The sequence below is a fragment of the Rhizobium sp. K102 genome (genome assembly GCF_022385315.1).
In the GTDB taxonomy this organism is placed as follows: Bacteria; Pseudomonadota; Alphaproteobacteria; order Rhizobiales; family Rhizobiaceae; genus Rhizobium; species Rhizobium croatiense.
In genome coordinates, this window is sequence record NZ_CP092436.1 from 1348907 (window position 1) to 1373093 (window position 24187).

25 protein-coding genes and 1 pseudogene are annotated in these 24187 nt (G+C 62.3%); 14 read left to right on the forward strand and 12 right to left on the reverse strand.

Going from position 1 to position 24187, the window contains the following annotated elements:
* Nucleotides 1-9 precede the first annotated feature (9 nt).
* The 4 genes and pseudogenes from MHI61_RS12505 to MHI61_RS12520 form a co-directional block, all read right to left on the reverse strand.
* Nucleotides 10-615 (reverse strand): transglutaminase-like cysteine peptidase, encoded by a 606-nt coding sequence (locus MHI61_RS12505; protein ID WP_239792240.1) that lies wholly within the window; start codon nt 613-615, stop codon nt 10-12.
* Nucleotides 616-988: 373 nt separating this feature from the next.
* Nucleotides 989-1225, reverse strand: a pseudogene (locus MHI61_RS12510) (prolyl aminopeptidase); the annotation flags it as partial.
* A gap of 250 nt (nt 1226-1475) precedes the next feature.
* On the reverse strand, nt 1476-2087 hold the full coding sequence (locus MHI61_RS12515; protein WP_038689051.1) for a PilZ domain-containing protein: 612 nt from the start codon (nt 2085-2087) through the stop codon (nt 1476-1478).
* Nucleotides 2088-2211: 124 nt separating this feature from the next.
* Nucleotides 2212-2856 (reverse strand): PAS domain-containing protein, encoded by a 645-nt coding sequence (locus MHI61_RS12520; RefSeq protein ID WP_239792241.1) that lies wholly within the window; start codon nt 2854-2856, stop codon nt 2212-2214.
* 261 nt (nt 2857-3117) lie between these two features.
* On the opposite strand from MHI61_RS12520, the gene MHI61_RS12525 reads away from it, so the two are divergent.
* Both MHI61_RS12525 and MHI61_RS12530 read left to right on the forward strand, forming a co-directional pair.
* Nucleotides 3118-3906, forward strand: coding sequence for a rhomboid family intramembrane serine protease (locus MHI61_RS12525; protein WP_239792242.1), 789 nt, complete (start codon nt 3118-3120; stop codon nt 3904-3906).
* A 94-nt stretch (nt 3907-4000) separates the two neighbouring features.
* Nucleotides 4001-4435: a CBS domain-containing protein gene (locus MHI61_RS12530; protein WP_239792243.1), complete on the forward strand. Its 435-nt coding sequence runs from the start codon at nt 4001-4003 to the stop codon at nt 4433-4435.
* 63 nt (nt 4436-4498) lie between these two features.
* On the opposite strand, the gene MHI61_RS12535 is transcribed toward MHI61_RS12530, so the two are convergent.
* The 3 genes from MHI61_RS12535 to folE form a co-directional block, all read right to left on the reverse strand.
* Nucleotides 4499-5461, reverse strand: a complete 963-nt coding sequence (locus tag MHI61_RS12535) for a patatin-like phospholipase family protein (protein ID WP_239792244.1) — start codon at nt 5459-5461, stop codon at nt 4499-4501.
* A 116-nt stretch (nt 5462-5577) separates the two neighbouring features.
* A complete protein-coding gene (hisI, locus tag MHI61_RS12540; protein WP_239792245.1) occupies nt 5578-6030 on the reverse strand; it encodes a phosphoribosyl-AMP cyclohydrolase in 453 nt (150 codons plus the stop codon).
* A 25-nt stretch (nt 6031-6055) separates the two neighbouring features.
* Nucleotides 6056-6670: a GTP cyclohydrolase I FolE gene (gene folE / locus MHI61_RS12545; RefSeq protein WP_239792246.1), complete on the reverse strand. Its 615-nt coding sequence runs from the start codon at nt 6668-6670 to the stop codon at nt 6056-6058.
* Between the two features lie 308 nt (nt 6671-6978).
* Here folE and MHI61_RS12550 point away from each other — a divergent pair, with 308 nt between their 5' ends.
* The 5 genes from MHI61_RS12550 to MHI61_RS12570 all read left to right on the forward strand — a co-directional run bounded on the left by MHI61_RS12550 (nt 6979) and on the right by MHI61_RS12570 (nt 11557).
* Nucleotides 6979-7425 carry an iron-sulfur cluster assembly scaffold protein gene (locus MHI61_RS12550; RefSeq protein ID WP_097607917.1) on the forward strand — a complete coding sequence of 149 codons (447 nt, stop codon included), beginning with the start codon at nt 6979-6981 and terminating at the stop codon, nt 7423-7425.
* A 4-nt stretch (nt 7426-7429) separates the two neighbouring features.
* Nucleotides 7430-7834 (forward strand): membrane protein insertion efficiency factor YidD, encoded by a 405-nt coding sequence (gene yidD, locus MHI61_RS12555; RefSeq protein ID WP_239792247.1) that lies wholly within the window; start codon nt 7430-7432, stop codon nt 7832-7834.
* Nucleotides 7835-7958: 124 nt separating this feature from the next.
* Complete coding sequence (locus MHI61_RS12560; protein ID WP_004680208.1) at nt 7959-8486, forward strand: DUF1697 domain-containing protein; 528 nt, start codon at nt 7959-7961, stop codon at nt 8484-8486.
* Between the two features lie 121 nt (nt 8487-8607).
* Nucleotides 8608-10614 carry a threonine--tRNA ligase gene (gene thrS, locus MHI61_RS12565; protein ID WP_239792248.1) on the forward strand — a complete coding sequence of 669 codons (2007 nt, stop codon included), beginning with the start codon at nt 8608-8610 and terminating at the stop codon, nt 10612-10614.
* A 100-nt stretch (nt 10615-10714) separates the two neighbouring features.
* Nucleotides 10715-11557, forward strand: coding sequence for a lysophospholipid acyltransferase family protein (locus tag MHI61_RS12570; RefSeq protein WP_239792836.1), 843 nt, complete (start codon nt 10715-10717; stop codon nt 11555-11557).
* Between the two features lie 2 nt (nt 11558-11559).
* Here the strand turns inward: MHI61_RS12570 and MHI61_RS12575 are convergent, their stop codons facing one another.
* Nucleotides 11560-12657 carry a hypothetical protein gene (locus MHI61_RS12575; RefSeq protein ID WP_239792249.1) on the reverse strand — a complete coding sequence of 366 codons (1098 nt, stop codon included), beginning with the start codon at nt 12655-12657 and terminating at the stop codon, nt 11560-11562.
* Between the two features lie 113 nt (nt 12658-12770).
* Between MHI61_RS12575 and MHI61_RS12580 the strand changes: the two genes are divergently transcribed.
* The 3 genes from MHI61_RS12580 (at nt 12771) to MHI61_RS12590 (ending at nt 15210) form a co-directional block, all read left to right on the forward strand.
* Nucleotides 12771-13355 (forward strand): nitroreductase, encoded by a 585-nt coding sequence (locus MHI61_RS12580; protein WP_239792250.1) that lies wholly within the window; start codon nt 12771-12773, stop codon nt 13353-13355.
* Nucleotides 13355-13963, forward strand: coding sequence for a flavin reductase family protein (locus MHI61_RS12585; RefSeq protein WP_239792251.1), 609 nt, complete (start codon nt 13355-13357; stop codon nt 13961-13963). Before MHI61_RS12580 ends, MHI61_RS12585 begins: the two co-directional genes overlap by 1 nt.
* Nucleotides 13964-14064: 101 nt before the next feature.
* Nucleotides 14065-15210: a DUF2336 domain-containing protein gene (locus MHI61_RS12590; RefSeq protein ID WP_239792252.1), complete on the forward strand. Its 1146-nt coding sequence runs from the start codon at nt 14065-14067 to the stop codon at nt 15208-15210.
* Nucleotides 15211-15309: 99 nt separating this feature from the next.
* Here MHI61_RS12590 and MHI61_RS12595 read toward each other — a convergent pair whose 3' ends face one another.
* On the reverse strand, nt 15310-15720 hold the full coding sequence (locus MHI61_RS12595) for a hypothetical protein (RefSeq protein WP_239792253.1): 411 nt from the start codon (nt 15718-15720) through the stop codon (nt 15310-15312).
* 128 nt (nt 15721-15848) lie between these two features.
* Between MHI61_RS12595 and MHI61_RS12600 the strand changes: the two genes are divergently transcribed.
* A complete protein-coding gene (locus MHI61_RS12600) occupies nt 15849-16307 on the forward strand; it encodes a GNAT family N-acetyltransferase (RefSeq protein ID WP_239792254.1) in 459 nt (152 codons plus the stop codon).
* 17 nt (nt 16308-16324) lie between these two features.
* Here MHI61_RS12600 and MHI61_RS12605 read toward each other — a convergent pair whose 3' ends face one another.
* The 3 genes from MHI61_RS12605 to parE form a co-directional block, all read right to left on the reverse strand.
* Nucleotides 16325-17527 carry an AI-2E family transporter gene (locus MHI61_RS12605; protein WP_239792255.1) on the reverse strand — a complete coding sequence of 401 codons (1203 nt, stop codon included), beginning with the start codon at nt 17525-17527 and terminating at the stop codon, nt 16325-16327.
* A 115-nt stretch (nt 17528-17642) separates the two neighbouring features.
* Nucleotides 17643-18782, reverse strand: a complete 1140-nt coding sequence (locus MHI61_RS12610) for an esterase-like activity of phytase family protein (RefSeq protein ID WP_239792256.1) — start codon at nt 18780-18782, stop codon at nt 17643-17645.
* A 195-nt stretch (nt 18783-18977) separates the two neighbouring features.
* Nucleotides 18978-21068: a DNA topoisomerase IV subunit B gene (gene parE, locus MHI61_RS12615; protein WP_239792257.1), complete on the reverse strand. Its 2091-nt coding sequence runs from the start codon at nt 21066-21068 to the stop codon at nt 18978-18980.
* Between the two features lie 208 nt (nt 21069-21276).
* Here parE and MHI61_RS12620 point away from each other — a divergent pair, with 208 nt between their 5' ends.
* The 3 genes from MHI61_RS12620 to secG all read left to right on the forward strand — a co-directional run bounded on the left by MHI61_RS12620 (nt 21277) and on the right by secG (nt 24082).
* Nucleotides 21277-22176, forward strand: a complete 900-nt coding sequence (locus tag MHI61_RS12620) for an alpha/beta hydrolase (protein ID WP_239792258.1) — start codon at nt 21277-21279, stop codon at nt 22174-22176.
* A gap of 481 nt (nt 22177-22657) precedes the next feature.
* Nucleotides 22658-23428 (forward strand): triose-phosphate isomerase, encoded by a 771-nt coding sequence (gene tpiA, locus MHI61_RS12625; protein WP_239792259.1) that lies wholly within the window; start codon nt 22658-22660, stop codon nt 23426-23428.
* A gap of 138 nt (nt 23429-23566) precedes the next feature.
* On the forward strand, nt 23567-24082 hold the full coding sequence (secG, locus tag MHI61_RS12630) for a preprotein translocase subunit SecG (RefSeq protein ID WP_239792260.1): 516 nt from the start codon (nt 23567-23569) through the stop codon (nt 24080-24082).
* Nucleotides 24083-24187: the final 105 nt, after the last annotated feature.

Sequence of the window (24187 nt, forward strand, 5' to 3'; positions counted from 1 at the left end):
GTTATGCTGCTACTTGACGCTACCGACCGCGACGGTGCGGCCGTCCTGAAGCTTCGACCAGCGGCCCGGATCATTGGCGGACTGGCGCTTGAGATAGGTGTATTCAGTGTCCGACCACAGCAGCACCTTGTTGCGCATGTTGTCGAGAATGAAGTCGCCGTGGTCGGTGCGGACCGTCAGCACGGCATGGCCTTCGCCGTTCGGCTGCAGCACGACCGTAATCAGCGTGTCGGATGGCGAAAAGCCGTCCTCGATCAGCATCTTGCGCTTCAGCAGGACATAGTCCTCGCAGTCACCGACGCTGGTCGGATAGGCCCAGCGCTCTTCGACGCCGTAGATCTGTTCATCCGTTTCCGGCTGGACCGACGAATTGACAGTGTAGTTGACCTTGAGAATTTCCTTCCAGCGCTCCTCGGTGAGAATCGCCGGTCCGGCGTCGCCGCCGGCATAGGCGCATTCCGTTGGATTGGCCTTGCAGAACTCATAGTGTCCGATGGGCGGGCTGGCATTGCCTGCCAGTGCCATGCTTGCTGGGCTTGCCTGTCCCGAACCCGCCATTGCCATCATGATCGCACCGGCCAAAAGGCCGCCTTTCAGGATATTCGCAGTCGTCATTGCCGTCTCCCCTAAGTTGAGGCGACAATGACACAGACGTTTTTATCTCGCGCAAAATTACGTAATAGAATTAGAGGCTTAGTTGAATCAAATGCCGATAAAACTTGGCTAAAAACAAACTCGAATGCGCATAAAATTCGAGGCGCATTTGTCTCGAAGTCGATTAAAATTGTAATTTGCGCGGCAAGGCTTTCGCGCTCGAAAAGGCTGTGCCGTCGTCCGGCCATTAAGGGTTTCCCCTGAGCCGGGTAAACCGCTGCGGGGAAGCCGTCCTTGCGGCGGCATGCGGTCTTCGGACAAAGGGCCCGGAATGACGGGAATTGTCCGGCCGATGACCGGAAAACTGCCGCGCTCCGCGACTCAAAAGGAAAAATTATTTTTGAGGGAAATTGCGAAACTGGTCGGTGGCAGCGACGATTGCTGCGCTCAAATCAGGATTAGCGGTGGAATGGGCAACGTACGGGAGAATCCTGAGTTCACTTTCGGGCCAAGCGCGCGCCAGTTCCCAGGCGGTGACAAGTGGTGCCTCGATGTCGAACCGTCCCTGCGACAGGATGCCTGGAATGCCGGCAAGCTGTGCGGCGTTCCTCAAGAGTACGTCGTTCTCAATAACGAAGGGAAGGGCGGTGCTGTCGGGCGTAAAATCGCTGCCGAATTATGCGCGACCTGCTCCCGGCTGATCGGTGTCGCAGGTTATTCCACTCATAAGCTTAGGCATCTACTGGTGGGAACAACTTGCGACAGGATTTTGCGCTTGCTTTCCCGAGCCGGATTTGTCGCCGCTTGCAGATTTGTTGCGGTCAAATCCAGGTGTTCTCGACGCGACCTGACTGGGTGAGCGCCGGCGCTGGCAGCAGCTGTCAGAGGAATTCCCGCAGCGTCTCGCGGGACTGGATCGACAGGAATTCGATCGCCACGCCTTCGACGAAATGGCGCACGACGCGGCCGCGCATATTGCCGAGACGCACAGCCGTTCCGATGGAGGGACGCATCTCGACGTCGACGGCCGCTCCGGAGAGCGAAAGGTCCATGATGCGGCAGGCATACCGGGTGCCGTCATCGAGCGTCAGTTCGGTCTTGACGTCGCGCGGCGTCAGACGGTCGTGGCGGCGGTCCTCCGGCAGGCCGAGCTCGTGCTTGTTGGCAAGCCAGGTGAGCTGAGCGGCGAGCTTCTCGCGTTTGCGCTCGGTGGCATTGATCGACATGGTGAAGCCGCGGCCGTCGAGCGTCTGGACATAACCTTCGACGCGCCCGAGATGGTCGATATAGGCGACGACGCGTTCGTTGGCGCGCGGCCGGCCGGAGCAGGTGACGTACATATCGCCGGGCGACATGTCGATCACCATGCATTCAAACTCCTCGTAGTTTGCAAGCATCAGCCGGCCCTGCATATTGATCGGCACGCGCTGGAAAACGCCTTGTTCAGGGCGCGGCGCAGGTCGTTGCGTCTGTGCTGGCTGGAACGAGTGCATCAAAAGGCTTCTTCATGAAAATCTCAGAGGCCAATCTTTACCTCCAATCCATTAACAGAAGGTTGTCTCGGCGCCCGCCGACATAGCCAAAAACGAGTATGGCCGCTGTCCTGAAACGAGACGCTCAGCGCGCCTCGACACTCAGCAGCTGCGACACCACGCGGCGCATGGCCTGGCCGAAACCGATGCTTTTTCTCGCGACGATCTCGTTGATCGGACGCAGTTCGGCCGGCGCGACCTTGCTGAACTTTTCGGGCAGCAGACGGCTGCGGTCGAGCGCCAGCAATTCGAGCGGCACGATCTCCAGCCAGCTTGCGGCCGCCACTGGCGCGATCGCGCCGAGCACCCGGTCGCAAGAGCCGTGCGACGAGCGCAGCGGCATCATGATGATTTCGAAGGAGGCCTGGTGCCCGACGGTGCTGTAGCCGGTGGCATTGAACAGGGCCGGCATGGCGTGGTCCATGACACCCATCGCGGTGCGTTCGATATCCGCGTGCTGGCCATGCGCCCAGAGCGATGAGAAACGTTCGCCGCGCAGATCCCGCCCAAAGAGATCGCAGATGCGGGTGCCGGCGAGCCGGAAAACGATGTCTCCGTCCCCGCGCGCCTCGAGGATGAAGAGACTTTGCAGTAGATGGGGTACGGCGGACGGTTCGACCTGGGATTTCAGCGGCGCATCGGCTGCGCCGCGGATACGGTTCCAATAGTCAAAAATTTCGATGGTCGTTTGCACACGCATTTCACACCAACCTGTCCCATTCCGGAGCATTTGCGGGCACTCATTGCCCGTACAGCTTCTACCTTGCGGATTTCATGCCAAATCCCGGCCGTTAAGGTTAAGAAAGGGTTTCGGTTGAGGCGTGACGCCTGTCGTGACACTGTCGCGCCATCACTTCGACTTTCGAAGTTCTGCACAACCTGCCCGGGCCGAGATCTTTCCTCAGGGTTCCCGGTACGCCGTCCGACCTTCGGGCGGCTTTTTTTTGACCAACGCTCCTGTATGGCTGGGGCCTCAACGAGGCGAACACAGATGAATGAGCAGACGGGCGAGCCGCAGAAGGCGCCCGAATCTTCCGAGCTCGAGCCGCCGGCACGGCCCCCGCGCGTACCGGTCTTCAACCTTCCACCGGCGCTGTTCTTCAGCCTTTGCCTGCTGATCGCCATCTATGCGGCGCAGGCGCTCGTGCTGTCCGACGATGCTGCCAGCTGGCTGCTCTTCACCTTTGGCTTCGTTCCCGCACGCTACGTGATTCCGCTGTCGCAGCAGGGTTTCGAGCTGTTTTGGACGCCGGTCACCTATTCGCTGTTGCACGGCAGCGTCCAGCATATCGTCTTCAACGCCTTCTGGCTGATGGCCTTCGGCGCGCCGGTCGTGCGTCGCATCGGGACGCTGCGATTCGTGTTCTTCTGGCTGTTTTCCGCCGCCGCTTCCGCCGCTCTGCACGCGGTTCTCAACTGGGGAGACGTGTCGCTGCTGATCGGCGCCTCCGGCGTCATTTCCGGGCTGATGGGAGCCGCCTGCCGATTCGCCTTTCCCGCTGAGCGACGTCCGATGCTGGCGGCGCATCTCAATGCGCGGCTTTCCATCGTCGAGGCGCTGAAGAGCCGGACCGTCGTCATCTTCACGCTGCTCTGGCTGGTCGGCAACGCCCTGATCGCGGTCGGCATCCCGCTCGTCGGCGATAGCGATCAGGAGATTGCCTGGGACGCGCATATCGGCGGCTTCGTCTTCGGCTTCTTTCTGTTTTCGCTGTTCGACCGGGCACCGCCGCCGACTGAGGAACCAGCCGAAGCGGAGAAGGATGTGTTGCAATCCTGAGCGGGGCAGTGCACCATCGAACGATCCGTGATTGGGGGAAAAACCGCCGCGGATAGCTGTGACAAGCGTTGCAGTTTCGACATAGGAGGTTCGAATGACCAGTTCAGTCAAAGCAATCCTCGACCTGAAGGGCAGGGACGTCGTTACCGCCGGGCCGAACACCACCGTCGCGGAGGCAGCCGTCATCCTCAGCAAGAAGAAGATCGGCGCGATCGTCGTCGTCGGCATGGAGAATCGAATTTCGGGCATGTTCACCGAGCGCGATCTCGTGCATGCGATCGCCAAACACGGCAAGGAGGGTCTCGACCAGTCGCTCACCCAGGTCATGACCGCGAAGGTCTATCGCTGCCATGAGGAGACGACCGTCAACGAACTGATGGAACTGATGACCAGCCGCCGCTTCCGCCACGTTCCGGTGGAAAGCAACGGCAGGCTTGCCGGCATCATCTCGATCGGCGACGTGGTGAAATCGCGGATCGCCGAAGTCGAGCGCGAAGCCGAGGATATCAAAGCCTATATTGCCGGCTGAGCTTCGCCTGGTGGTTCACGTGATCCCGTCGTCCCGGCAGCGCCTGTCACAGGGGGCGACGCCTTATGGCGTGCTGGCGTAGACTTCCTGCATGCGCTTGATCTCGGGAAGCCTGGCTCTGGCTTCCTCGTAGCCGCGCTCGATCGCCTCGCCGGCCCGGTGGAATTCTGAAAGGCCGATATAGCTGAGGCGCGGTTGCAGCGAGATGTCGGGCGGGTCGCCGGCAAGGCGGGCGCGGGCAATCCTGTCCTGGATGATGTTGAAGGCCTGCACCATGACGCCGGTCATGCCGAGGCGGGCATAGGGCGCCTCTTCCTGTTTCTGCACTTCCTGCGGCGAGAGGCTGGCATTGTGCCGGACGACGGCCGAGCGGCCGTAGAGATCGTAATTGAGATTGACCGCGACCACTAGCGGCTGCTCATAGGCGCGGCAGACCGAGACGGGAACCGGATTGACCAGCGCGCCGTCGACCAGCGTGCGGTGATTGCTGCGCACCGGCTCGAAGATGCCGGGCAGGGCATAGGAAGCGCGCAGCGCCGTGATCAGCGAACCGTTGGCGATCCAGACCTCATGGCCGGTATTGACCTCGGCTGCGACCGCGACGAAAGGCCGGTCCAGATCCTCGACATTCAGGCCCTCGAGATGCTCCTGCATGCGCTTGGTCAGCCGCATACCGCCGAACAGGCCGCTGCCGCCGATGGTCAGATCGAGCAGGCTTGCGATCCGGCGCATGGTCAGCGAGCGGGCGAAGGTTTCGAGTTCGTCGAGTTTGCCGGCAAGATAGCAGCCGCCGACCAGGGCGCCGATCGACGTGCCGGCAATCATGCCGATTTCGACCGCGGCTTCGTCAAGGGCGCGCAATACGCCGATATGGGCCCAGCCGCGGGCCGCGCCGCCGCCAAGCGCGAGCGCGATCTTGATTTTCTTGGCAGGCGCAGGGGCGGGGATCGTCTCGAGGATCGTCGACATGCCGGAACCGGAACCTTCGCCTTCAGCGCTTTGACGATGCAGACTCCAGTTCAGCATTGCGCTCTCCCCTCCCAGCAGAACACGTGTGGTGCGATAGTGTGCCCGATCAATTGCCAAATGGTATATAGAAGCGGTTTCTGGCACAATAAGGGGCAAATGCCGGGACGTTCGACCTATTTTCCGTAGATGTCGTGCGGATCGAAATGACGCTCGTCGTCGACGATATCGAGCATCGGTTTTCCCTGGCGAAGCGTGACCGTGCGATAGAAGCAGGAACGGCGGCCGGTGTGACAGGTGGCGTCATGGCCGGCGACCTCGACCTTCAGCCAGATGGCGTCCTGATCGCAATCGGTGCGAATTTCCTTCACCGTCTGAAGGTTGCCCGAGGTCTCGCCCTTCTTCCAGATCTTACCGCGCGAGCGGCTGAAATAATGGGCCGTTCCCGTCTGGATGGTCAGCGCCAGCGCCTGGGCGTTCATGTGCGCCACCATCAGCAGTTCGCCGTCGCCGGCGTCGGTCACGATCGCGGTGATCAGGCCGCGGTCGTCGAAACGCGGCGTGAAATCGCCGGCGTCTTCCAAGGCCGATTTGTCCTCGGATGGTTGATTGAAGATCAGATGACTCATCGCGGCCCTCCTGCGGGAGCCGGTATCAGCGGCCCCGCACCATGCTCATGAAACGGGCCTGATCGGCCGGTTCCGTCTTGAAGGTTCCCGTAAACGTGGTCGTCAACGTGGTCGAACCCTGCTTCTGAACGCCGCGCATCGCCATGCACATATGTTCGGCCTCAATCATCACGGCAACACCGCGCGGCTGCAGCGTATCGTCGATGGCGCGGGCAATCTGGGCCGTCATCGTTTCCTGCGTCTGCAGGCGGCGGCCATAAATCTCGACGACACGGGCAATCTTCGACAGGCCGAGCACGCGTCCATCCGGCATATAGGCGACATGGGCCTTGCCGATGATCGGGACCATGTGATGTTCGCAATGCGAGTAGAAGGGAATGTCTTTGACGAGGACCATGTCGTCGTAGCCTGCGACCTCTTCGAAGGTCCGGCCGAGCACGTCCTCCGGCGCCATGTCGTAACCGGCAAAAAGCTCGCGATAGGCCTTGGCGACGCGGGCGGGCGTCTCGATGAGGCCTTCGCGCGTCGGATCGTCACCGGCCCAGCGCAGCAGAACGCGCACGGCTTCCTCAGCCTCCTGCTGGGAGGGGCGGTCCGAGTCGCGGTTCGGCTGCGGAAAGTTCTTTACGATGGCGTCCATGATCAATGGTCTCCTGGTCCGCAGCGCGGACCCATCTGTCGGAATTGCCACTGGTCAGTCCCATGCGGGAATTCATGCACCTTTGGCAGGCTCCGGGGCGTTCGGGGCAATTCAATGCCCGTCCGGCACGGTTTCCCAATCAAACTTACACAAGGCCATTGCATTTTCATGGCCTTCGAACGACATACATATAGGAAGACGGCCATGGTATGTAAGTATCCTCAGGCGACACGGTGTGTTTTTTGTTTCAATAACAATAACAGCGCCATTAAGGCCGATCCGCAGCGATTTTGGAGCGGAAACCCAGCATGGATGACATCTACAACAGCAAAATCCTCGAATTCGCCGGCAATATTCCGTTGACCGGCACGCTGGCGGACGCCGATGCGACCGCCCAGGCACACTCCAAGCTATGCGGTTCCAAGGTACGGATATGGCTGAAGATGGACGGCGAAGTCGTGACCGCTTTTTCGCATGACGTGAAGGCCTGCGCACTCGGCCAGGCATCGTCCTCGATCATGGCCCGTCATGTCGTCGGCGCCACATCGGGCGAATTGCGGCAGGCGCGTCTCGACATGCTCGCCATGTTGAAGGCGGATGGGACTGGGCCTACCGGACGGTTCGAAGACATGCGCTACCTGCTGCCCGTGCGGGACTACAAGGCACGACATGCTTCGACGATGCTGACCTTCGATGCGGTCGTCGATGCGATCGGGCAGATCGAGGCGAAACGGGCGGAAGTGATCGAGGCGTAGCGAGATGTGCGAGTTCTGCGTCCGGCAGGCTGACGATGAGGGCGGTGGCGGAGCGGCCGGATCGAGCCAGCCGCGCGAAAGGCCTGCGCGCTATTCCCGCAATTATACCGGCCCGTTCCGCAAAACCCCCGACCGCCTGCTCGGCATGGGGCTGATCCGCCTCTATCAGTTGACGCTTTCCGGCTTTGTCGGCAATTCCTGCCGCCATATCCCGACCTGCTCCGAATACGGCTATGAGTCGATCGCCCGGCACGGATTATGGGCCGGCGGCTGGATGACGCTGTTTCGCGTCAGCCGCTGCGGCCCGGGCGGCACCAGCGGCCTCGACCCGGTGCCCGAGGCGCTCGGCGACGGCTTCCGCTGGTGGGCCCCTTGGCGGTATCTCTCCCTCGGACGCAAAAGAGGGTGAATGCCATGGCGATACCAGGCGAATATGCGTGCGTGGCGGAGAGCCGGCAGCGACGACGGGCGAGGCGCGGTCACCATTCGATGACCGTGGTTTCTCACCTGGGATAAGAGGATTCCTGGCGGCCATGAGCACCTTCATTGCCCTCCTGCACAGCATCGTCCTGACGCCGGACCGCCGGGTGATCATGGAAGACCTGCGCGCGCTTGCCAAAGAGCTTGGCTATCGCGAGCCGCGCACGCTGGTTTCGACCGGCAATCTCGTTTTCGAGGCCGACGAAATGCGCCCGCATGAACTCGAGGTCGCGCTGGAAGAGGGCTTCGAAGAGAAGTTCGGCAAACATGTCGATATCATCGTGCGCAGCGACTGCACCTGGATGGCGCTTTGCAGCACCAATCCGTTCAGAGATGGCAGCGGCGACCAGGTGATCGTCCGGGTGATGCGCCTGCCGGTCGACCCGAAGAAGGTCGAGGCTTTGAAGCCGCTGATGACGGAAGGCCAGCGCATCGCCATCGTCGGCGGCGACCTCTGGATCGATTTCGCCGGCAAGCCGAGCCAATCCAAGCTGCTGTCGGCACTGACGACCAAGCGGATAGGCATCGGCACGATGCGGAACTGGAACACGGTCTGCGGCCTCGCGCAAATGATCATGTAGGCCCGCTCCTTCTTTACTCCCGAGGGAAATCTGAGTATCAGGCGGCAGCGCATCCGAGGACGGAGGCGCTGTCGTTGCAACCACCCGCATTCGTTGGCGGGACTGGACAAGGAGAATTTCAATGTCCCAATCCGTTTCCCTGACATTTCCCGATGGTTCGGTGCGCAGCTTCCCGGCTGACGCAACCGGCAAGGATGTCGCCGAATCCATTTCCAAGTCGCTCGCCAAGAGCGCCGTCGCCATAGCAATCGACGGCGCCGTGCGTGACCTTTCCGACGCCGTCACGGATGGCAAGATCGAAATCATCACTCGCAAGGACGCGCGCGCGCTGGAACTTATCCGGCATGACGCCGCGCACGTGATGGCCGAGGCCGTGCAGGAACTCTGGCCCGGCACCCAGGTGACGATCGGCCCGGTCATCGAAAACGGCTTCTATTACGACTTCGCCAAGAACGAGCCGTTTACGCCCGACGATCTGCCGAAGATCGAAAAGAAGATGAAGGAGATCATAGCCCGCAACGCGCCCTTCACGAAGCAGATCTGGTCGCGCGACAAGGCCAAGGAGGTTTTTGCCGCCAAGGGCGAACAGTACAAGGTCGAGCTCGTCGATGCGATCCCGGAAGGGCAGGATCTGAAGATCTATCATCAGGGCGACTGGTTCGACCTTTGCCGCGGCCCGCACATGGCCTCCACCGGCCAGGTCGGCACCGCCTTCAAGCTGATGAAGGTCGCCGGCGCCTATTGGCGCGGCGACAGCAACAACGCCATGCTGTCGCGCATCTACGGCACGGCATGGGCTGACCAGGCCGATCTCGACAACTACCTGCATATGCTGGCCGAAGCCGAGAAGCGCGATCATCGCAAGCTCGGCCGCGAGATGGATCTGTTCCATTTCCAGGAGGAAGGTCCGGGCGTCGTCTTTTGGCACGGCAAGGGCTGGCGCATCTTCCAGACGCTCGTCGCCTACATGCGGCGCCGGCTCGCGGCCGACTACCAGGAAGTCAACGCGCCGCAGGTGCTCGACACGTCGCTCTGGGAAACCTCGGGCCACTGGGGCTGGTATCAGGAAAACATGTTCGCCGTGAAATCAGCGCATGCGATGACGCATCCCGAAGACAAGGAAGCCGACAACCGCGTCTTCGCGCTGAAGCCGATGAACTGCCCGGGGCACGTGCAGATCTTCAAGCATGGCCTGAAATCCTATCGCGAGCTGCCGATCCGGCTTGCCGAATTCGGCCTGGTGCATCGTTACGAGCCCTCGGGCGCGCTGCATGGGCTGATGCGCGTGCGCGGCTTTACGCAGGACGACGCGCATATCTTCTGCACCGACGAGCAGATGGCCGCCGAATGCCTGAAGATCAACGATCTGATCCTGTCGGTCTACGAGGACTTCGGTTTCAAGGAAATCGTCGTCAAGCTTTCGACCCGGCCGGAAAAGCGCGTCGGTTCCGATGCGCTCTGGGATCGCGCCGAAGCCGTGATGACCGACGTCTTGAAGAAGATCGAGGCGCAGTCCGAGGGCCGCATCAAGACCGGTATCTTGCCGGGCGAGGGCGCCTTCTACGGTCCGAAGTTCGAATATACGCTGAAGGATGCGATCGGCCGCGAATGGCAGTGCGGTACGACGCAGGTCGACTTCAACCTGCCGGAACGCTTCGGCGCCTTTTACATCGACAGCAATTCCGAAAAGACGCAGCCGGTGATGATCCACCGCGCCATCTGCGGCTCGATGGAACGCTTCCTGGGTATCCTGATCGAGAACTTCGCCGGCCATATGCCGCTCTGGGTATCGCCGCTGCAGGTGGTGGTCGCGACGATCACCTCGGAGGCCGATGCCTACGGGCTTGAAGTGGCCGAGGCGCTGCGCGAGGCCGGTCTCAACGTCGAAACCGACTTCCGCAACGAGAAGATCAACTACAAGATCCGCGAGCATTCGGTCACCAAGGTTCCTGTCATCATCGTCTGCGGCAGGAAGGAGGCCGAGGAGCGCACGGTCAACATCCGCCGCCTCGGCAGCCAGGACCAGGTTTCGATGGAGCTCGACGCCGCGGTCGAGAGCCTGACGCTCGAGGCGACACCGCCTGATATCCGCCGCAAGGCCGAAGCAAAAAAAGCCAAGGCGGCCTGAAACGCCCTTATCCGGCAGCGCCATCTGGCGCTGTCGGAAATCTGATATGAAACCGCAATATTGTCGTCGCAAACGGGGAGCGGATTATCCCGGGGCCGGCGTGCGCTTCAAAGAACTATCTTATGCCAGCGACGCAGACCCGCGGCTGAAGCGGTGGCTGATCCGTTCGATCGAAGGGCTTTCGGGCCGCGATCATTATGTCGGCCTCTACGAGATCTGGCGCCGCGACATCATCGGCAAAAGCGATCGCGTCTTCGCCAGGACGCTCGATCTCATCGACGTCGCGATCGACGTCAAGGGCCACTGGCCGCTCGAACCCGTTCCCACTGAACCGATCGTCATCATCGCCAACCACCCTTTCGGCATCGGCGACGGCATTGCTGTCCTGGCGCTTGCCGAACAGCTCGGTCGTCCCTTCAAGATACTCATTCATAACGACCTGTTGAAGGTGCCTGAGATGGCGTCCTATTCGTTGCCGATCTCCTTTGAAGAGACTCGGGAGGCCCTGGCGATGAATATGAAGAGCCGGAACGAGGCGGTGCGGCTGCTCAAGGACGGCACGACCATCATCGTCTTTCCGGCTGGCGGCGTTGCCACTGCGAGAAGGGGTTTCGGCCGCGCCGAGGACCTGCCGTGGAAGCTGTTTCCGGCAAAACTCGTCCAGGCGGCGCGGGCAAATGTGCTGCCGGTCTATTTCGAGGGCCAGAATGGCCGGCTGTTCCACCTGGCGAGCCTGACATCGATGACGCTACGTCTGTCGCTGCTGATCCACGAGTTCCGCCGGCTGTCCGGCCGCACGATCACGGCCCATGTCGGCGAGATGCTGAGCTGGGAGTCATTGAGCGAGGGTAGCGACCGCAAAGATCTGCTCGCCCGCCTCCATGAGGCCGTCTTTTCGATGGCGCCGCGCTCGAAGCGGATGAGCCGGCACCGCTTGCGGTAAGATCAATCGAGGCTGGCCCCGTCACCGCCCTGCGGCACGAGCTGTTCATAGGAGGGCAGCGGCGCTTCCGGAGTCGGCTGGACACCCGGCGGCGGCGGCGTGCCGGCCGGCACCTGCTGCACCGTGCGCGCCGCACTCTCCGGCTGCTGCGGCTGCTGGTCCTTCATCAGAACTTCGACATCAGTGTTCCTGCCGGCGACCACTTTGAAATCCCGCTGGTAGATCTTGTCCTTGTTGCGGGCGACGGCGGAATATTCGCCTTCGGCAAGCACCATGGTTGGAAAGGCGCTGACGCTCTCGCCGACGCTGTCGCCGGCTGCCGTCAGGATCGACCAGGCCGTATCGGCGATCGCCTCGCCGCCGGCTTCGGAGACCAGCTTGAAGGTGATCTGGGCGGCGCGATGCTGGATCGTCGCCTCGGTCAATTTGCCGGCCTCGACCTGGATGTCGGCGCGGATGACGGCATTGACGCTGCCATATTCGGAAACGATGTGATAGGTGCCGGCATTGAGGCGCACCACCGTGTTCGGGGAGACGTCGGCCACGACGAGGCCGCGCTCGCCGTCGTCGCGGACTTCCGAGGAATAGATCGAGAAGCTCAACTGATCGGGGCGGATGCGGGCATCGGTGCCGGAGACGGCATTGAGCAGCAGCCCGCCCGCATCAAGCACCATCACCTGCTTGTCGACCTCGCCGTCGGCCGGCACCGTCAGCTTCTTGGTGACGCCGGCGCGGCCGAAGGAGACATTGACGAAATAATCGCCGGGAGCGAGCTGGAAGGCGGCGGGTCCGCCCTTGGCGCTGGCGATCAGCGGCAGCTTGCCGTCGGTTCCGGCGATCGGGCTGAAGACGTACCAGGACAGACCATCCTCGACAGGCGTGCCGTCGGCCGTCAGCTTGGCTTCCATCGCGACGTCGCGCAGCTTGGCGGCTTCGGGGGCGGTGCCGGGCGCGATGAAAGCGTTGAGCTTCGGCATCTTCGGCGTCGATTCGATCTGCTTGAAGTCCTTGAAAGCGTCCTGCGCGCCGGCGCCGAGGGGCGTCACTACCATCAGGGCGATGACGAGGCCGAGGCGTGCAAAAGGCGAAATGCCAAACATCTGTTTCGTGAACCGATTGACTTCTGAAATCGCAAAGGCCACTTCAAGACCAACGCGATGGCAAATTCAAGACCCACGCTTCGCAGCAGCATAAAAATGAAAGTTTCTCCCGCATGAAATCCGATATCAAGCTGATCGACTACCTCGCCGTGCGCCGCTCCATCCCCGCTTTTCAGATGTGCGAACCAGGCCCCGAAAAGGCCGAGATCGAGGCAATCCTGCGCCTTGCCTCGCGTGTTCCCGATCACGGCAAGATCGCGCCCTGGCGCTTCATCGTCTATCGCGGACAGGAGCGAGTCCGGCTCGGCGAGGCGCTACTGACGCTGGCGCTCGAGACGAAACCCGACCTTTCCGAAGAGATGATCCAGGTCGAACGCACCCGCTTCACCCGCGCGCCTGTGGTCGTCGCCGTCGTCAGCAGGGCGGGGCCGCACATCAAGATCCCGGAATGGGAGCAGCTGATGTCGGCCGGCGCCCTCTGCCTCAACGTCATCCTGTCAGCCAATGCCCATGGCTACGTGGCCAACTGGCTGACGGAGTGGTTCGCCTATGATGAGCGCTCCTATCCGCTGCTCGGCGTTGGTTCCGATGAAAAAGTGGCGGGCTTCATCCATATCGGTTCGACGACATTTCCGGCAATCGAGCGGCCGCGGCCGGAGCTTGCCGACACTGTCACCTGGATCGGTGGAGAGGATTGATGTTCTACACGACCGACAGCAACCGCCATGGGCTGGCGCATGATCCCTTCAAGGCGATCGTCTCGCCGCGTCCGATCGGCTGGATCGGCAGCAAGGGCAGTGATGGCTCGATCAATCTCGCGCCCTATTCCTTCTTCAACGCCGTCGCCGACCGGCCGAAGCTGGTGATGTTTTCTTCCGCCGGGCGCAAACATAGCCAGCGCAACGCTGCCGAGACCGGCGTCTTCACCTGCAATTTCGTCAGCCGTGATCTCACCGAAAAGATGAACCTTTCCTCGGCCGCGCTGCCCTATGGCGAGAGCGAATTCGGCTTCGCCGGACTGACGCCGAAGCAGGCCGAACTTATCGACGCCCCCTATGTCGGCGAGGCTTTCGCGGTGCTCGAATGCAGGGTCACCGAGATCATCGAGCCGAAGACGCTGTCGGGTACGCCGTCCGAAAACGTCATCGTCTTCGGCGAGGTCATCGGCATCCGCATCGACGAGGCGATTGTCAGGGACGGCCGCCTCGACATGTCGATCGCCCGGCCTGTGGCCCGCATGGGCTACATGGATTACAGCGAGGGCAGCGATGTCTTCGAGATGCTCCGGCCGCAGGTCGAGGGCTGACGCGAAGGCATACAAGGGCTTAAGAAACATGGTGAACGAATCTTAAACCTTTTGCCGCTACGGTCACAGCAATGAAAGGAACGCGAGGGAATCGCGTTCAAGTGCTGGGGCGTCGCGTGATCGTAGAAGCTTTCCTTCGTTGGATCGAAACGGCCAAGACCGGCGATCGGGCCCGGGCCGCAAACGCACTCGGTCGAGCCTATCTGCAGTCTCAGATGAGCGCGGAGGAGCGGACGGCGGCCGAGATGGCAATGACCTTTCTGCTCGACGATCCGTCGCCGCGCGTGCGGCTTGCCCTTGCCGAGGCGATCGCCTGGTCGTCCGACGCGCCGCGCAGCCTGGTCCTTTCGCTCGCCGCCGATCAGCCTGAGATTGCCTGCCACGCCGTCACCTGTTCACCGCTTCTGACCGATGCCGATCTCGTCGATCTCGCCGCACGCGGCAATGGCGCAACCCGGATGTTGATCGCCGCGAGGGCGCGTGTGACGCGGCCGGTTTCAGCCGCCCTTGCGGAAGTCGGCGATGAGGAGGATCTGCTCTGCCTGCTCGAGAACGAGGGGGCTGTCATTTCCAGCCTTTCGTTGAAGCGCATCGCCGAACGGCTCGGCGACTGCTGCGATATCCGCAATCTGCTTCTCGAACGCAGCGATCTTCCGGCCGATGCCCGCCAGCTGCTGACCCAGCATGTCAGCAATGCGCTGGTCGGTCTGCCGCTTGTTCAAGCGGCGATCGGGCTGCAGCGGCTGCAGCGGATCAGCCGCGAGGCGACGGAAGCGGCGATCGTATCGATCGCCGGCGATATCGCTCCCCGGGAGATACCCGACCTCGTCGAGCATTTGCGCCTCAACGGCCGTCTGACGCCGTCCTTCCTGATGCACGCCCTCTGCTGTGGCAAGGTGGACTTCTTCGCCGGTGCGATCGTCGATCTGACAGGCTGCGGCGAGCGCCGCGTGCGCTCGATCCTGGCGACGGGACGCATGCATGCGGTTCGCGCACTCTATGAGTCCGCGGGCCTGCCGAGGGATATCAGCGTGATCTTCGTGGAGGCGACGCTTCTGTGGCGCGAGGCGGCCCGGAAGGCGCCGGGCAGCGTGCTCGGCACCGTCTGCGGTCGTCTTCTCGAAAAATTCCGCCATCACGACGGCGCACATGGCGCGGTCGGAGAGCTGCTCGATATGGTGGAGAAACTGCATGTCGCCGAACAGCGGCAATCAGCCCGCGTCTATGCGGCGCTTGCAGCGGCCTAAAACGCATCGCGATCTTTCAGATTCGCTCCTTGCGCTTTAGCTCTCGGTTTTCACGCATGTCGTTGCCGCAAAACTGCTCACACTTTTGCGCGACATGCTTTAATCGGCGATCCGAGTCACTACCCAGGAATAACTGGCGGATACGAAGTGCACGGGCTTGGAGAGCGTCTCCTCGACGCCCCGGCCCGAGGGAAGATGCGCGCGGACCTGGCCGGCGATATTTTCAGCGAAGCTGGCGAGCTTTCCCACGGGTTCTTCGACAGGCTCGGGCGCAGGAATGGTGGCCGGCGCCGGCTTCGGCGGTTCGGCGGCGGCAACCGCTTTCGGCGCCTCGCAGACGGCGATCACCGAGGGATAGCTGACATTGGCATAGGCCTTCAGCCGGCGCTCGGCCTCGGCATCGCAGGCGGCAACGGTTTCCCAACGCTTGTCGACTGTCGCGACATAGCTGCACTGGGTGACGGAATCGTCGCAACCGAGAATGGTCATCGCGATGAGCACCGCTTGCATATTCTGCTTCCTTGGCTATTGAACCTGACATCGCCTTAGACGGCGCAATTCCAACCGAATGAAGGCAAGAGCATTAACTCTTTGTCATGTCGAGCAAAAATTGCGCCTCGCAAGCATCGGGAGCCAGCATGTCCGTCACCATTGCCCAAGAGCCACCGCGGCAGGAGGGCGTCATCCGCCTTCTCGATCTTTCCGATGCCTATGCGCAGTCGCTCTATCCGGCCGAGAGCAATCATTTGGTGGACCTTTCTCTCCTGGAAAAACCGTCAGTGAGTTTCTTCGTCGCGCGCAACCATGGCGCAATCGTCGGATGCTGCGCATTGGTGGAGGCCGGCGACGGTACGGCAGAGATCAAGCGCATGTTTGTCGACCCGCAGGCGAGGGGACTGAGGGTCGCCAGCGGCTTGATGAACGCGCTGGAGGCGGTCGCAAGGGAAAAGCGGCTGATGGCGATCCGGCTCGAAACCGGCATCTATCAGCCCGAGGCGATCGCTCTTTATCGCAAATACGGATATCGGGAGATCGAGGCCTTTGGCGCCTATCTGCCGGACCCGCTCAGCCTGTTCATGGAAAAGCGGCTGGGATAGCACCCAGCAGACCCGCTTCAGCCTTCGGCGACTCGGGGAACCGGCTTGGACGGTGGGGCCTGTTCGTCGATGACGATCTGCGGCCCGCTCTCGCTAGTATCGGCGTTGCGGGCCTCGTGGATCCATTCGCGCCAGATGGCGACGATCAGCGCCATCAGCACCGGGCCGATGAAGAGGCCGAGGAAACCCATCGTCTTGACGCCGCCGACAAGGCCGAAGAAGGTCGGCAGAAACGGAAGCTTGATCGGACCGCCGACGAGCTTCGGTCGCAATGTCTTGTCGACGATGAAGAGCTCGACCGTGCCCCAGACGAAGAGGCCGACGCCGGCGACATGCGAGCCGCTCGCCAGGAGATAGATGGAGACCAGCGTGAAGGAGAGCGGCGCACCGCCCGGTATCAGTGCCATCACGCCCGTCAGCACGCCGAGTGTCACCGGCGACGGCACGCCGGCGACCCAATAGGCAAGGCCGAGCACGATGCCTTCGCCGATCGCAATCAGCGTCATGCCCATGACGGTGGAACTGATTGTCGCCGGAACGACGCGAGAAATGCGTTCCCAGCGGTTCGGCAGGATGCGCTCGCCCAGCATGTCGATCTGCTTGGAGAATGAGACGCCGTCGCGATAGACGAAGAACAGCGCGATCAGCATGAAGAGCAGCGTCAGCAGAAGATGGAAGGCGCCACCGCCGGCCGCAAGAACGGCACGGTAGATATTGCCGATATGGGCGCCGCTGACCGCCTGGATGAGCTCACCGAGCGCGCCCGGGCTGCCGATATATTTTGTCCAAAGCTCGTCGAGATAGGGGCCGGCAAACGGCAAGGCGGCAATCCAGCCAGGTGTCGAGGCCCCCGAACGGTTGGCGTGGATTGCCCAGGCGAGCCAGGTGCGCACTTCGCCCGTCGTATAGGTGGCCGCAAATCCGATCGGGATGACCAGAAAGGTGACGATCATGATGATGGCGATGGTCGCGGCGATCGTCGTATTGCCGCCGACACGGGCAAGAAGCTTGCGGTAGAGCGGCCAGCTGGCGAAGCCGATGACGAGGGCGGCCAGCACCGGCACAAGGAAGCCGTAGAAGAAATAGACGCCGGCGGCGACGATCAGCACCAGCAGCCAGCGCGCCGCTGAGATGGAGGGTATCAGCGGCGCGCGTGTCGGCGCCGACGAGCCCAGCCATCGCGGTTCATGATTGCTTCTCTGACGGTCAAACACACCCACGCGCGCCTCTTCTTATTCTTGTCTTCTGGTTATGGGCTATGAACCCGGCGGTTTCAAGGTCCGCGCCGTGAAAGCGTATAGAAAGCATCGCTATTCAGCCGTAAGTGCTGATGTCTTACTGTTGCGGGCGACGCAAAATCTTGAAGGCGTAGAACTGCGTCTTCTGCGCGGCCGAGAAATTATTGTCCGAGCCGAGAATGAGAACGTAGGTTCCATCCTTGGCCTTGCCGAACGACATCGCCTCGATATTGTCGGGGACAAGGCCGATTGCTCTAAGATCAAGGATCTGGCTCTTGCGAACCGGGACGACCCGCTGGTCGTCCTTGGCGAGCGAGGCGATGGCCGATATGTCGGTCGCGTCGGCGAGATCCATCATCATGATCTTGATGTTGTTGCCGACGCCTTCGGCATAGCTTCGCTCAACGGCGAGCAGGCGGTGATCGTCGAGAGCGAGCATTTCCGACATGCCGTTGTCGTTGCCGCCGTCGGGCTTGGTGGCGGCCCGCGGAATCGGCGAGACCGGGTAGACATATTGAGCCTTCGGCTCGCCGGTCGCACCATCGTAACGGATGATGCGCGACAGGCTGCCCGTGATCAGAGACGGCTTCGGACCGTCCTGGTAGAGGGCGGCTTCGAGGCCGACGAAAACGTCGCCCGAGGGTGCGACGGCGAGATCCTCAAAGGCGAGATTGTCACGGATGCCGGTCGACTTGTCGATGGTCGGCGCAAAGCCTTCCGGCAGCTTGAATTCGCGCAGGAAAGTACCGTCCGGCGCAGCGACGCGGACGAAGGGCGGCAGCAGCACCTTGGCGTCGCCTTCGCTGCCCCAATAGATGCCGTCCTTGCCGTGGCGGATCGATTCCGGATCGACGGTCTTTGCCGCGAAAGGCTCGCCGTTCTTGTCCTTCAGCGTCACATTCTTGACGATGGAAACGCCCTTGAGGCCGGAGGCGTCGACATTGACGTCGAGTTCATAGAAGCGGGCCGGGGCCTTGTCCGAGCGATCGTCGCTGATGGCGAGATAATGGCCGGTGGCGGCATCGAAATCGAGGCCGGAAATACCGCCGAATTCGACGCCGTTTTCCATCTGGCCGGTCGGGATGACGAATTCACCGAGATAGGAGAGCGAAATGCCGGCGGCGCAATCGCCGAAGGGGCAGGCGGTTTCGGCGGTTGCGCCGATATCGGTGGCGCTGACAGTCACGGTGCTGGACAGGAGAACGAAAGCGGCAGTCGCGAGAAAACGCTTGGTCATGGCAAATATCCGGCAAGGGTTGAAAAGGTTCGAACGGAAGCAGGCGTTCCTCCCTGGGGAGGCGCGCCGACCGCTTCATGCGCCGGTTGTTTGACGGAGTTGTTACGGTTCTTCGTCAGTTCCGTGAAATCGCAAATGCTAAAACGCAGCGCGCCGATGGTCTCTGTCGAACCGTTCGGCACGCCTGAGGCCTGTCTAGATGTCCAGGTTTTCGGCGAAGGCGGCGCGCTCCTGAATGAAGCGGAAGCGGGCCTCGGGCTTGGTGCCCATCAGATCGTCGACGGCGCTGCGTGTGCCTTCGAAATCCACCTCGTCGATCAGCACCCGGAGCAGGGTGCGCTTGGACGGGTCCATGGTGGTTTCCTTGAGCTGGGCGGGCATCATTTCGCCGAGACCTTTGAAGCGGCTGATCTCGACCTTGGCCTTGCCCTTGAATTCCGTCTGCATCAGTTCGGCGCGATGATTGTCATCGCGGGCATAGGCGGATTTCGCCCCTTGCGTGATCTTGTAGAGCGGCGGAACGGCGAGGAAGAGGTGACCGCCGCGCACCAGCTCCGGCATTTCCTGATAGAAGAAGGTGATGAGCAGCGAAGCAATGTGGGCGCCGTCGACGTCGGCATCGGTCATGACGATGATGCGCTCGTAGCGCAGGTCTTCCTGACGGTATTTCGCCCGGGTGCCGCAGCCGAGCGCCTGGATGAGATCGGCGAGCTGCTGGTTGGCGCCGAATTTCTCGCGACCGGCGCTGGCGACGTTGAGGATCTTGCCGCGCAGCGGCAGGATGGCCTGATTGGCGCGGTTGCGCGCCTGCTTAGCCGAGCCGCCTGCCGAATCGCCCTCGACGATGAAGAGCTCGGCGCCTTCGGCGGTATTCTGCGAGCAGTCGGCGAGCTTGCCGGGCAGGCGCAGCTTGCGCACCGCCGTCTTGCGGTTGACTTCCTTTTCCTTGCGGCGGCGCAGGCGCTCCTCGGCGCGCTCGATCACCCAGTCGAGCAGCTTGGCCGCCTCGTTCGGATTGTCGGCGAGATAGTGGTCGAAGGGGTCGCGCAGCGCATTCTCGACGATGCGCTGGGCTTCGACGGTCGCCAGCTTGTCCTTGGTCTGGCCGACGAATTCCGGCTCGCGGATGAAGACCGACAACATGCCGACGGCCGAGATCATCACGTCATCGGTGGTGATCTGCGCGGCGCGCTTGTTCTGCGTCAGTTCGGCATAGGCCTTCAGACCCTTGGTCAGCGCGATGCGCAGGCCTGCCTCGTGCGTGCCGCCTTCAGGGGTCGGGATGGTGTTGCAATAGGAATGCACCTGCGGATCGCCGCCATACCAGGTGATCGCCCATTCCATCGAGCCGTGGCCGCTGGCCTTCTCGGTCTTGCCGGCGAAGATCTCGCGGGTGACGGTGAACTCCTTGCCCATCGTCGCCTGCAGATAGTCCTTGAGGCCGCCGGGGAAATGGAAGGTGGCCTTGTCAGGCACCTCGGACCCTTCCGGCAGAACGCCGGGCTCGCAGCTCCAGCGGATCTCGACGCCACCGAAGAGGTAAGCCTTGGAGCGCGCCATGCGAAAGACGCGGGCGGCGTCGAACTTCATATGCTCGCCGAAGATCTGGGCGTCGGGATGGAAGCGCACGCGGGTGCCGCGGCGATTGTGGACGTCGCCCAATTCCTCGAGCCCGCCCTGCGGCAGACCGCGGGAGAAGCGCTGGCGGTAGAGCTTGCGGTTGCGCGCCACCTCGACCTCGAGGAAGTCGGACAGCGCGTTGACGACCGAGACGCCGACGCCGTGCAGACCGCCCGATGTCTCGTACGCCTTGCCGTCGAATTTGCCGCCGGCGTGCAGCTTGGTCATGATGACTTCGAGCGTCGATTTGCCCGGAACCTGCGGATGGTTCTCGACCGGGATGCCGCGGCCGTTGTCGGTGACGGTGAGATACCCCTGCAGATCGAGATGCACTTCGATGAAATTGGCGTGTCCGGCGACCGCCTCGTCCATCGCATTGTCGATGACTTCGGCAAAGAGGTGATGCAGCGCCTTTTCGTCGGTGCCGCCGATATACATGCCCGGGCGCATGCGCACCGGCTCGAGGCCCTCGAGGACACGGATCGACGAGGCGCCGTAGTCGTCCGAGTTCGATCCGGCGGGCGCCGGGCGCGCAGAGGCGGAGGGCGGCGTCCCGGCGATGGGCGCTGCGGCCGCTGGCCGCTCGGCCGGCGCTACGGGCTTCTGTGCCTCCTCGCGTTTTTCAGAAAGGGGCAGTCCGGAAAAAAGGTCGTTGCTGTCGTCCATGGAGCCGTTCAGATCTTCATCCTGTCTTGGGCTTGCATCCGCCGCCGACCCAAAATCACCGCATTTCATGTCACGTTTGCGAATCAGGCAGATTCTGCCAGAAAGCACCTCTATACGCGACACCGCCAATTCTGGCGGAGTTTGACACATGATTTGCGTTGCCGGGCGCGGAATGGCAAGCGGCGGCAGGCTTCAGGGAACCATCCGCATGCGAATGTCCACAAGTGATTGCACTGTTATATCAGCAATTGCGGCGTTTTTCCTGTCCGCGGTCGTGCTGGTATCAGGCGGGCCGGCGCAGGCGGCCGGCGCGCTGGGACCCTTCAAGGATGATCTGTTCTCGAAGCAGACCATCCTGCAGACCGGCGACGACGGTGCTTTCGAGGTCATCGACTACGATGAGATGCGCGATATCAATGGCCGCGACCAGATCCCGCAAAAGCGGGTGCAGCAGAAATATGTGGCGCTCGGCATCCGCAAGGCCCAGGCGGACGAAACGCTCTCCCTCGACGGCATCAGCCTCGATGTCACCAGGGTGGGACCGGCGCAAAATGCCGCTTTCACGGTGATCTTCATCCACGGCCGCGACGGCGACCGCCGGCTCGGGGCCAACGACTACAGCTTCGGCGGCAATTTCAACCGGCTGAAGAACCTCGCCGCCGGCAATGGCGGCGTCTACTATTCGCCGACGGTCAAGAGCTTCGACAGCAACGGCGTCGCCGCCATCGCCGGCCTCATCCGCTATGCCAGCACCCAATCGCCCGGCCGTCCGGTCATCCTGTCCTGCGCCTCGATGGGGAGCCAGGTCTGCTGGGGGATTGCCCGTGACGAGGGCAGCGTCAAGCGGCTGAAGGGCATGCTTGTCATGAGCGGGGTTACCGATCCCGATTTCACCAGAAGCGCCTTCTACCGGGCGAAACTGCCGCTCTGGTTCGCGCATGGCAGCCGCGATCCGGTCTATGCTGCCAGCGACCAGCAGGCGCTGTTCGAAAAACTGCACAAGGCAAAATATCCGACGCGCTTCACGCTGTTTCAGACCGGCAATCACGGAACGCCGATCCGGATGATCGACTGGCGCAGGGTGTTGAACTGGATTTTTGCGGCTTAGAGCCTTTCCTGGTTAGATTGAAGCATTCTGTTGGCTCAAACGGAGTTGGATGGTCGACCGGCCGGCGCGCGTCGTAGCCCAGCTCTACGGCCAAGCCCGGCCGGTCGATCAGCCGGCCCGTTTCAGCCAACCCTCCCGCAGATTTGCTAGGCAAATCTGCAAGACTTGGGAATCGCCGGACGCACTGATCGCTTCGCCGCGGCGAAGCGGTGCGGCCGGTGGGCCGGGCATCTTTCCGCCAGGATCAGAGGCGATCGGCTCGGACATACCTGGGGTATGCCCGTCGCCATCGCCTCTGCCCTGACGAAAACCTGCTCCCGGCAGAATGCTTCAATCTAACCAGGAAAGGCTCTCGCGGGCGATTTTAGGCAAAATTTGCCTGGGATCGCCGAGATTCCCCTTACGCCAAGGGCATGATGCTTTTCTTTGCCGCAAGCTTTTGATATGGCCGCAGGCATAAGCAGATTTAGGGAAGGCCGGCATGACACCTGACGTGCGCCCGCTCGTGGCGGGAAATTGGAAAATGAACGGCACCCGTGCCTCTCTGGATCAGATCAAGGCGATCGCCGAGGGTGTTCGCCCGCCGCTCGCCGACAAGGTCGAGGCGCTGATCTGCCCGCCGGCGACGCTGCTCTATGTGGCGACCGCGCTTTGCACCGACAGCCCGCTTTCGATCGGCGCGCAAGACTGCCATCAGAAGGCGTCCGGGGCGCATACCGGCGACATCTCGGCCGAAATGATCGCCGACAGTTTCGGCACCTATGTGATCGTCGGCCATTCCGAACGCCGCACCGACCACGCCGAAACGGACCATCTGGTGCGCGCCAAGGCGGAGGCCGCCTTTGCCGCCGGGCTGACCGCGATCATCTGCATCGGCGAGACGGCGGACGAACGCCGCGCCGGCCAGGCGCTCGACATCATCAAGCGCCAGCTTTCGGCCTCCGTTCCGGATGGCGCAACCGCCGAAAATACGGTTATCGCCTATGAGCCGATCTGGGCGATCGGTACCGGTGTGACGCCGACATCGGGCGACGTGGAAAAGGCGCATGCCTTCATGCGCGCCGAAATGGCGGCGCGCTTCGGCGACCAGGGCCGCAAGATGCGCCTTCTCTATGGCGGCTCGGTCAAGCCGGCCAATGCCGGCGAACTGATGGGCATTGCCAATGTCGACGGCGCGCTGATCGGCGGGGCGAGCTTGAAAGCCGCCGACTTCCTCGCCATCTACCAGGCCTACGAGGCGCTGCTCGCCTGAGGCGTTGTTTATTCCCGGGTTATTCGTTCAATCCGGGGCGTATTCTCGGCCGAAGGGCTTGGAATAGATGAACGCCTCATGTAAAGAGCCGCCAGAATTTTTAATTATGTCCGTCTTCCGGCGGGCAGGACTGGACCCATGCAGACAGTATTGATTGTCATCCATCTCATGATCGTGCTCGCGCTTGTCGGCGTCGTGCTCATCCAGCGCTCGGAAGGCGGCGGCCTCGGTATCGGCGGCGGTTCGGGCTTCATGTCGGCCCGCGGCACGGCCAATGCGCTGACGCGCACGACCGCGATCCTTGCCACGCTGTTCTTCCTGACGTCGCTCGGCCTCGGCATACTGACACGTTACGAGGGCCGTCCGGGCGACATTCTCGACCGCATCCCGGCCACGAGCGGCCAGGGCAACGGCATTCTCGATTCGCTCGGCGGCGCACAGGCTCCGGCCAACGAGCCGGCCGGCAACGGCGTTCCGAGCAGCGGCGCCGCCGCGCCCGCGCCGCAGGCTCCGGCAGCCCAGGCCCCGGCGACCAGCGCGCCTTCAACGGATGCGCCGGCAGCAACCGCTCCGGCAACGACAGCCCCGGCAACGCCCGCAGCTCCGGCCGCGCCGGCGCCGGCTCAGCCCTCCGGCGTCCCGACGGGACAGTAAACCGGTCTTCGACATAAACCGCCGGCAGGCCCTCGGGTCTGCCGGTTTTCTTTTGTTCAGATTCCCGCGTCAGGCTTCGAAAGTTCTGGAAAAGAATTTTTGGGC

What these genes read in the sequence shown, in the direction of transcription:
- MHI61_RS12505 (WP_239792240.1), bottom strand. Translation starts at nt 615, where the DNA reads ATGACGACTGCGAATATCCTGAAAGGCGGCCTTTTGGCCGGTGCGATC.
- MHI61_RS12515 (WP_038689051.1), bottom strand. Translation starts at nt 2,087, where the DNA reads ATGCACTCGTTCCAGCCAGCACAGACGCAACGACCTGCGCCGCGCCCT.
- MHI61_RS12520 (WP_239792241.1), bottom strand. Translation starts at nt 2,856, where the DNA reads ATGCTCCGGAATGGGACAGGTTGGTGTGAAATGCGTGTGCAAACGACC.
- MHI61_RS12525 (WP_239792242.1), top strand. Translation starts at nt 3,118, where the DNA reads ATGAATGAGCAGACGGGCGAGCCGCAGAAGGCGCCCGAATCTTCCGAG.
- MHI61_RS12530 (WP_239792243.1), top strand. Translation starts at nt 4,001, where the DNA reads ATGACCAGTTCAGTCAAAGCAATCCTCGACCTGAAGGGCAGGGACGTC.
- MHI61_RS12535 (WP_239792244.1), bottom strand. Translation starts at nt 5,461, where the DNA reads ATGCTGAACTGGAGTCTGCATCGTCAAAGCGCTGAAGGCGAAGGTTCC.
- hisI (WP_239792245.1), bottom strand. Translation starts at nt 6,030, where the DNA reads ATGAGTCATCTGATCTTCAATCAACCATCCGAGGACAAATCGGCCTTG.
- folE (WP_239792246.1), bottom strand. Translation starts at nt 6,670, where the DNA reads ATGGACGCCATCGTAAAGAACTTTCCGCAGCCGAACCGCGACTCGGAC.
- MHI61_RS12550 (WP_097607917.1), top strand. Translation starts at nt 6,979, where the DNA reads ATGGATGACATCTACAACAGCAAAATCCTCGAATTCGCCGGCAATATT.
- yidD (WP_239792247.1), top strand. Translation starts at nt 7,430, where the DNA reads ATGTGCGAGTTCTGCGTCCGGCAGGCTGACGATGAGGGCGGTGGCGGA.
- MHI61_RS12560 (WP_004680208.1), top strand. Translation starts at nt 7,959, where the DNA reads ATGAGCACCTTCATTGCCCTCCTGCACAGCATCGTCCTGACGCCGGAC.
- thrS (WP_239792248.1), top strand. Translation starts at nt 8,608, where the DNA reads ATGTCCCAATCCGTTTCCCTGACATTTCCCGATGGTTCGGTGCGCAGC.
- MHI61_RS12575 (WP_239792249.1), bottom strand. Translation starts at nt 12,657, where the DNA reads ATGTTTGGCATTTCGCCTTTTGCACGCCTCGGCCTCGTCATCGCCCTG.
- MHI61_RS12580 (WP_239792250.1), top strand. Translation starts at nt 12,771, where the DNA reads ATGAAATCCGATATCAAGCTGATCGACTACCTCGCCGTGCGCCGCTCC.
- MHI61_RS12585 (WP_239792251.1), top strand. Translation starts at nt 13,355, where the DNA reads ATGTTCTACACGACCGACAGCAACCGCCATGGGCTGGCGCATGATCCC.
- MHI61_RS12595 (WP_239792253.1), bottom strand. Translation starts at nt 15,720, where the DNA reads ATGCAAGCGGTGCTCATCGCGATGACCATTCTCGGTTGCGACGATTCC.
- MHI61_RS12600 (WP_239792254.1), top strand. Translation starts at nt 15,849, where the DNA reads ATGTCCGTCACCATTGCCCAAGAGCCACCGCGGCAGGAGGGCGTCATC.
- MHI61_RS12610 (WP_239792256.1), bottom strand. Translation starts at nt 18,782, where the DNA reads ATGACCAAGCGTTTTCTCGCGACTGCCGCTTTCGTTCTCCTGTCCAGC.
- parE (WP_239792257.1), bottom strand. Translation starts at nt 21,068, where the DNA reads ATGGACGACAGCAACGACCTTTTTTCCGGACTGCCCCTTTCTGAAAAA.
- MHI61_RS12620 (WP_239792258.1), top strand. Translation starts at nt 21,277, where the DNA reads ATGCGAATGTCCACAAGTGATTGCACTGTTATATCAGCAATTGCGGCG.
- tpiA (WP_239792259.1), top strand. Translation starts at nt 22,658, where the DNA reads ATGACACCTGACGTGCGCCCGCTCGTGGCGGGAAATTGGAAAATGAAC.
- secG (WP_239792260.1), top strand. Translation starts at nt 23,567, where the DNA reads ATGCAGACAGTATTGATTGTCATCCATCTCATGATCGTGCTCGCGCTT.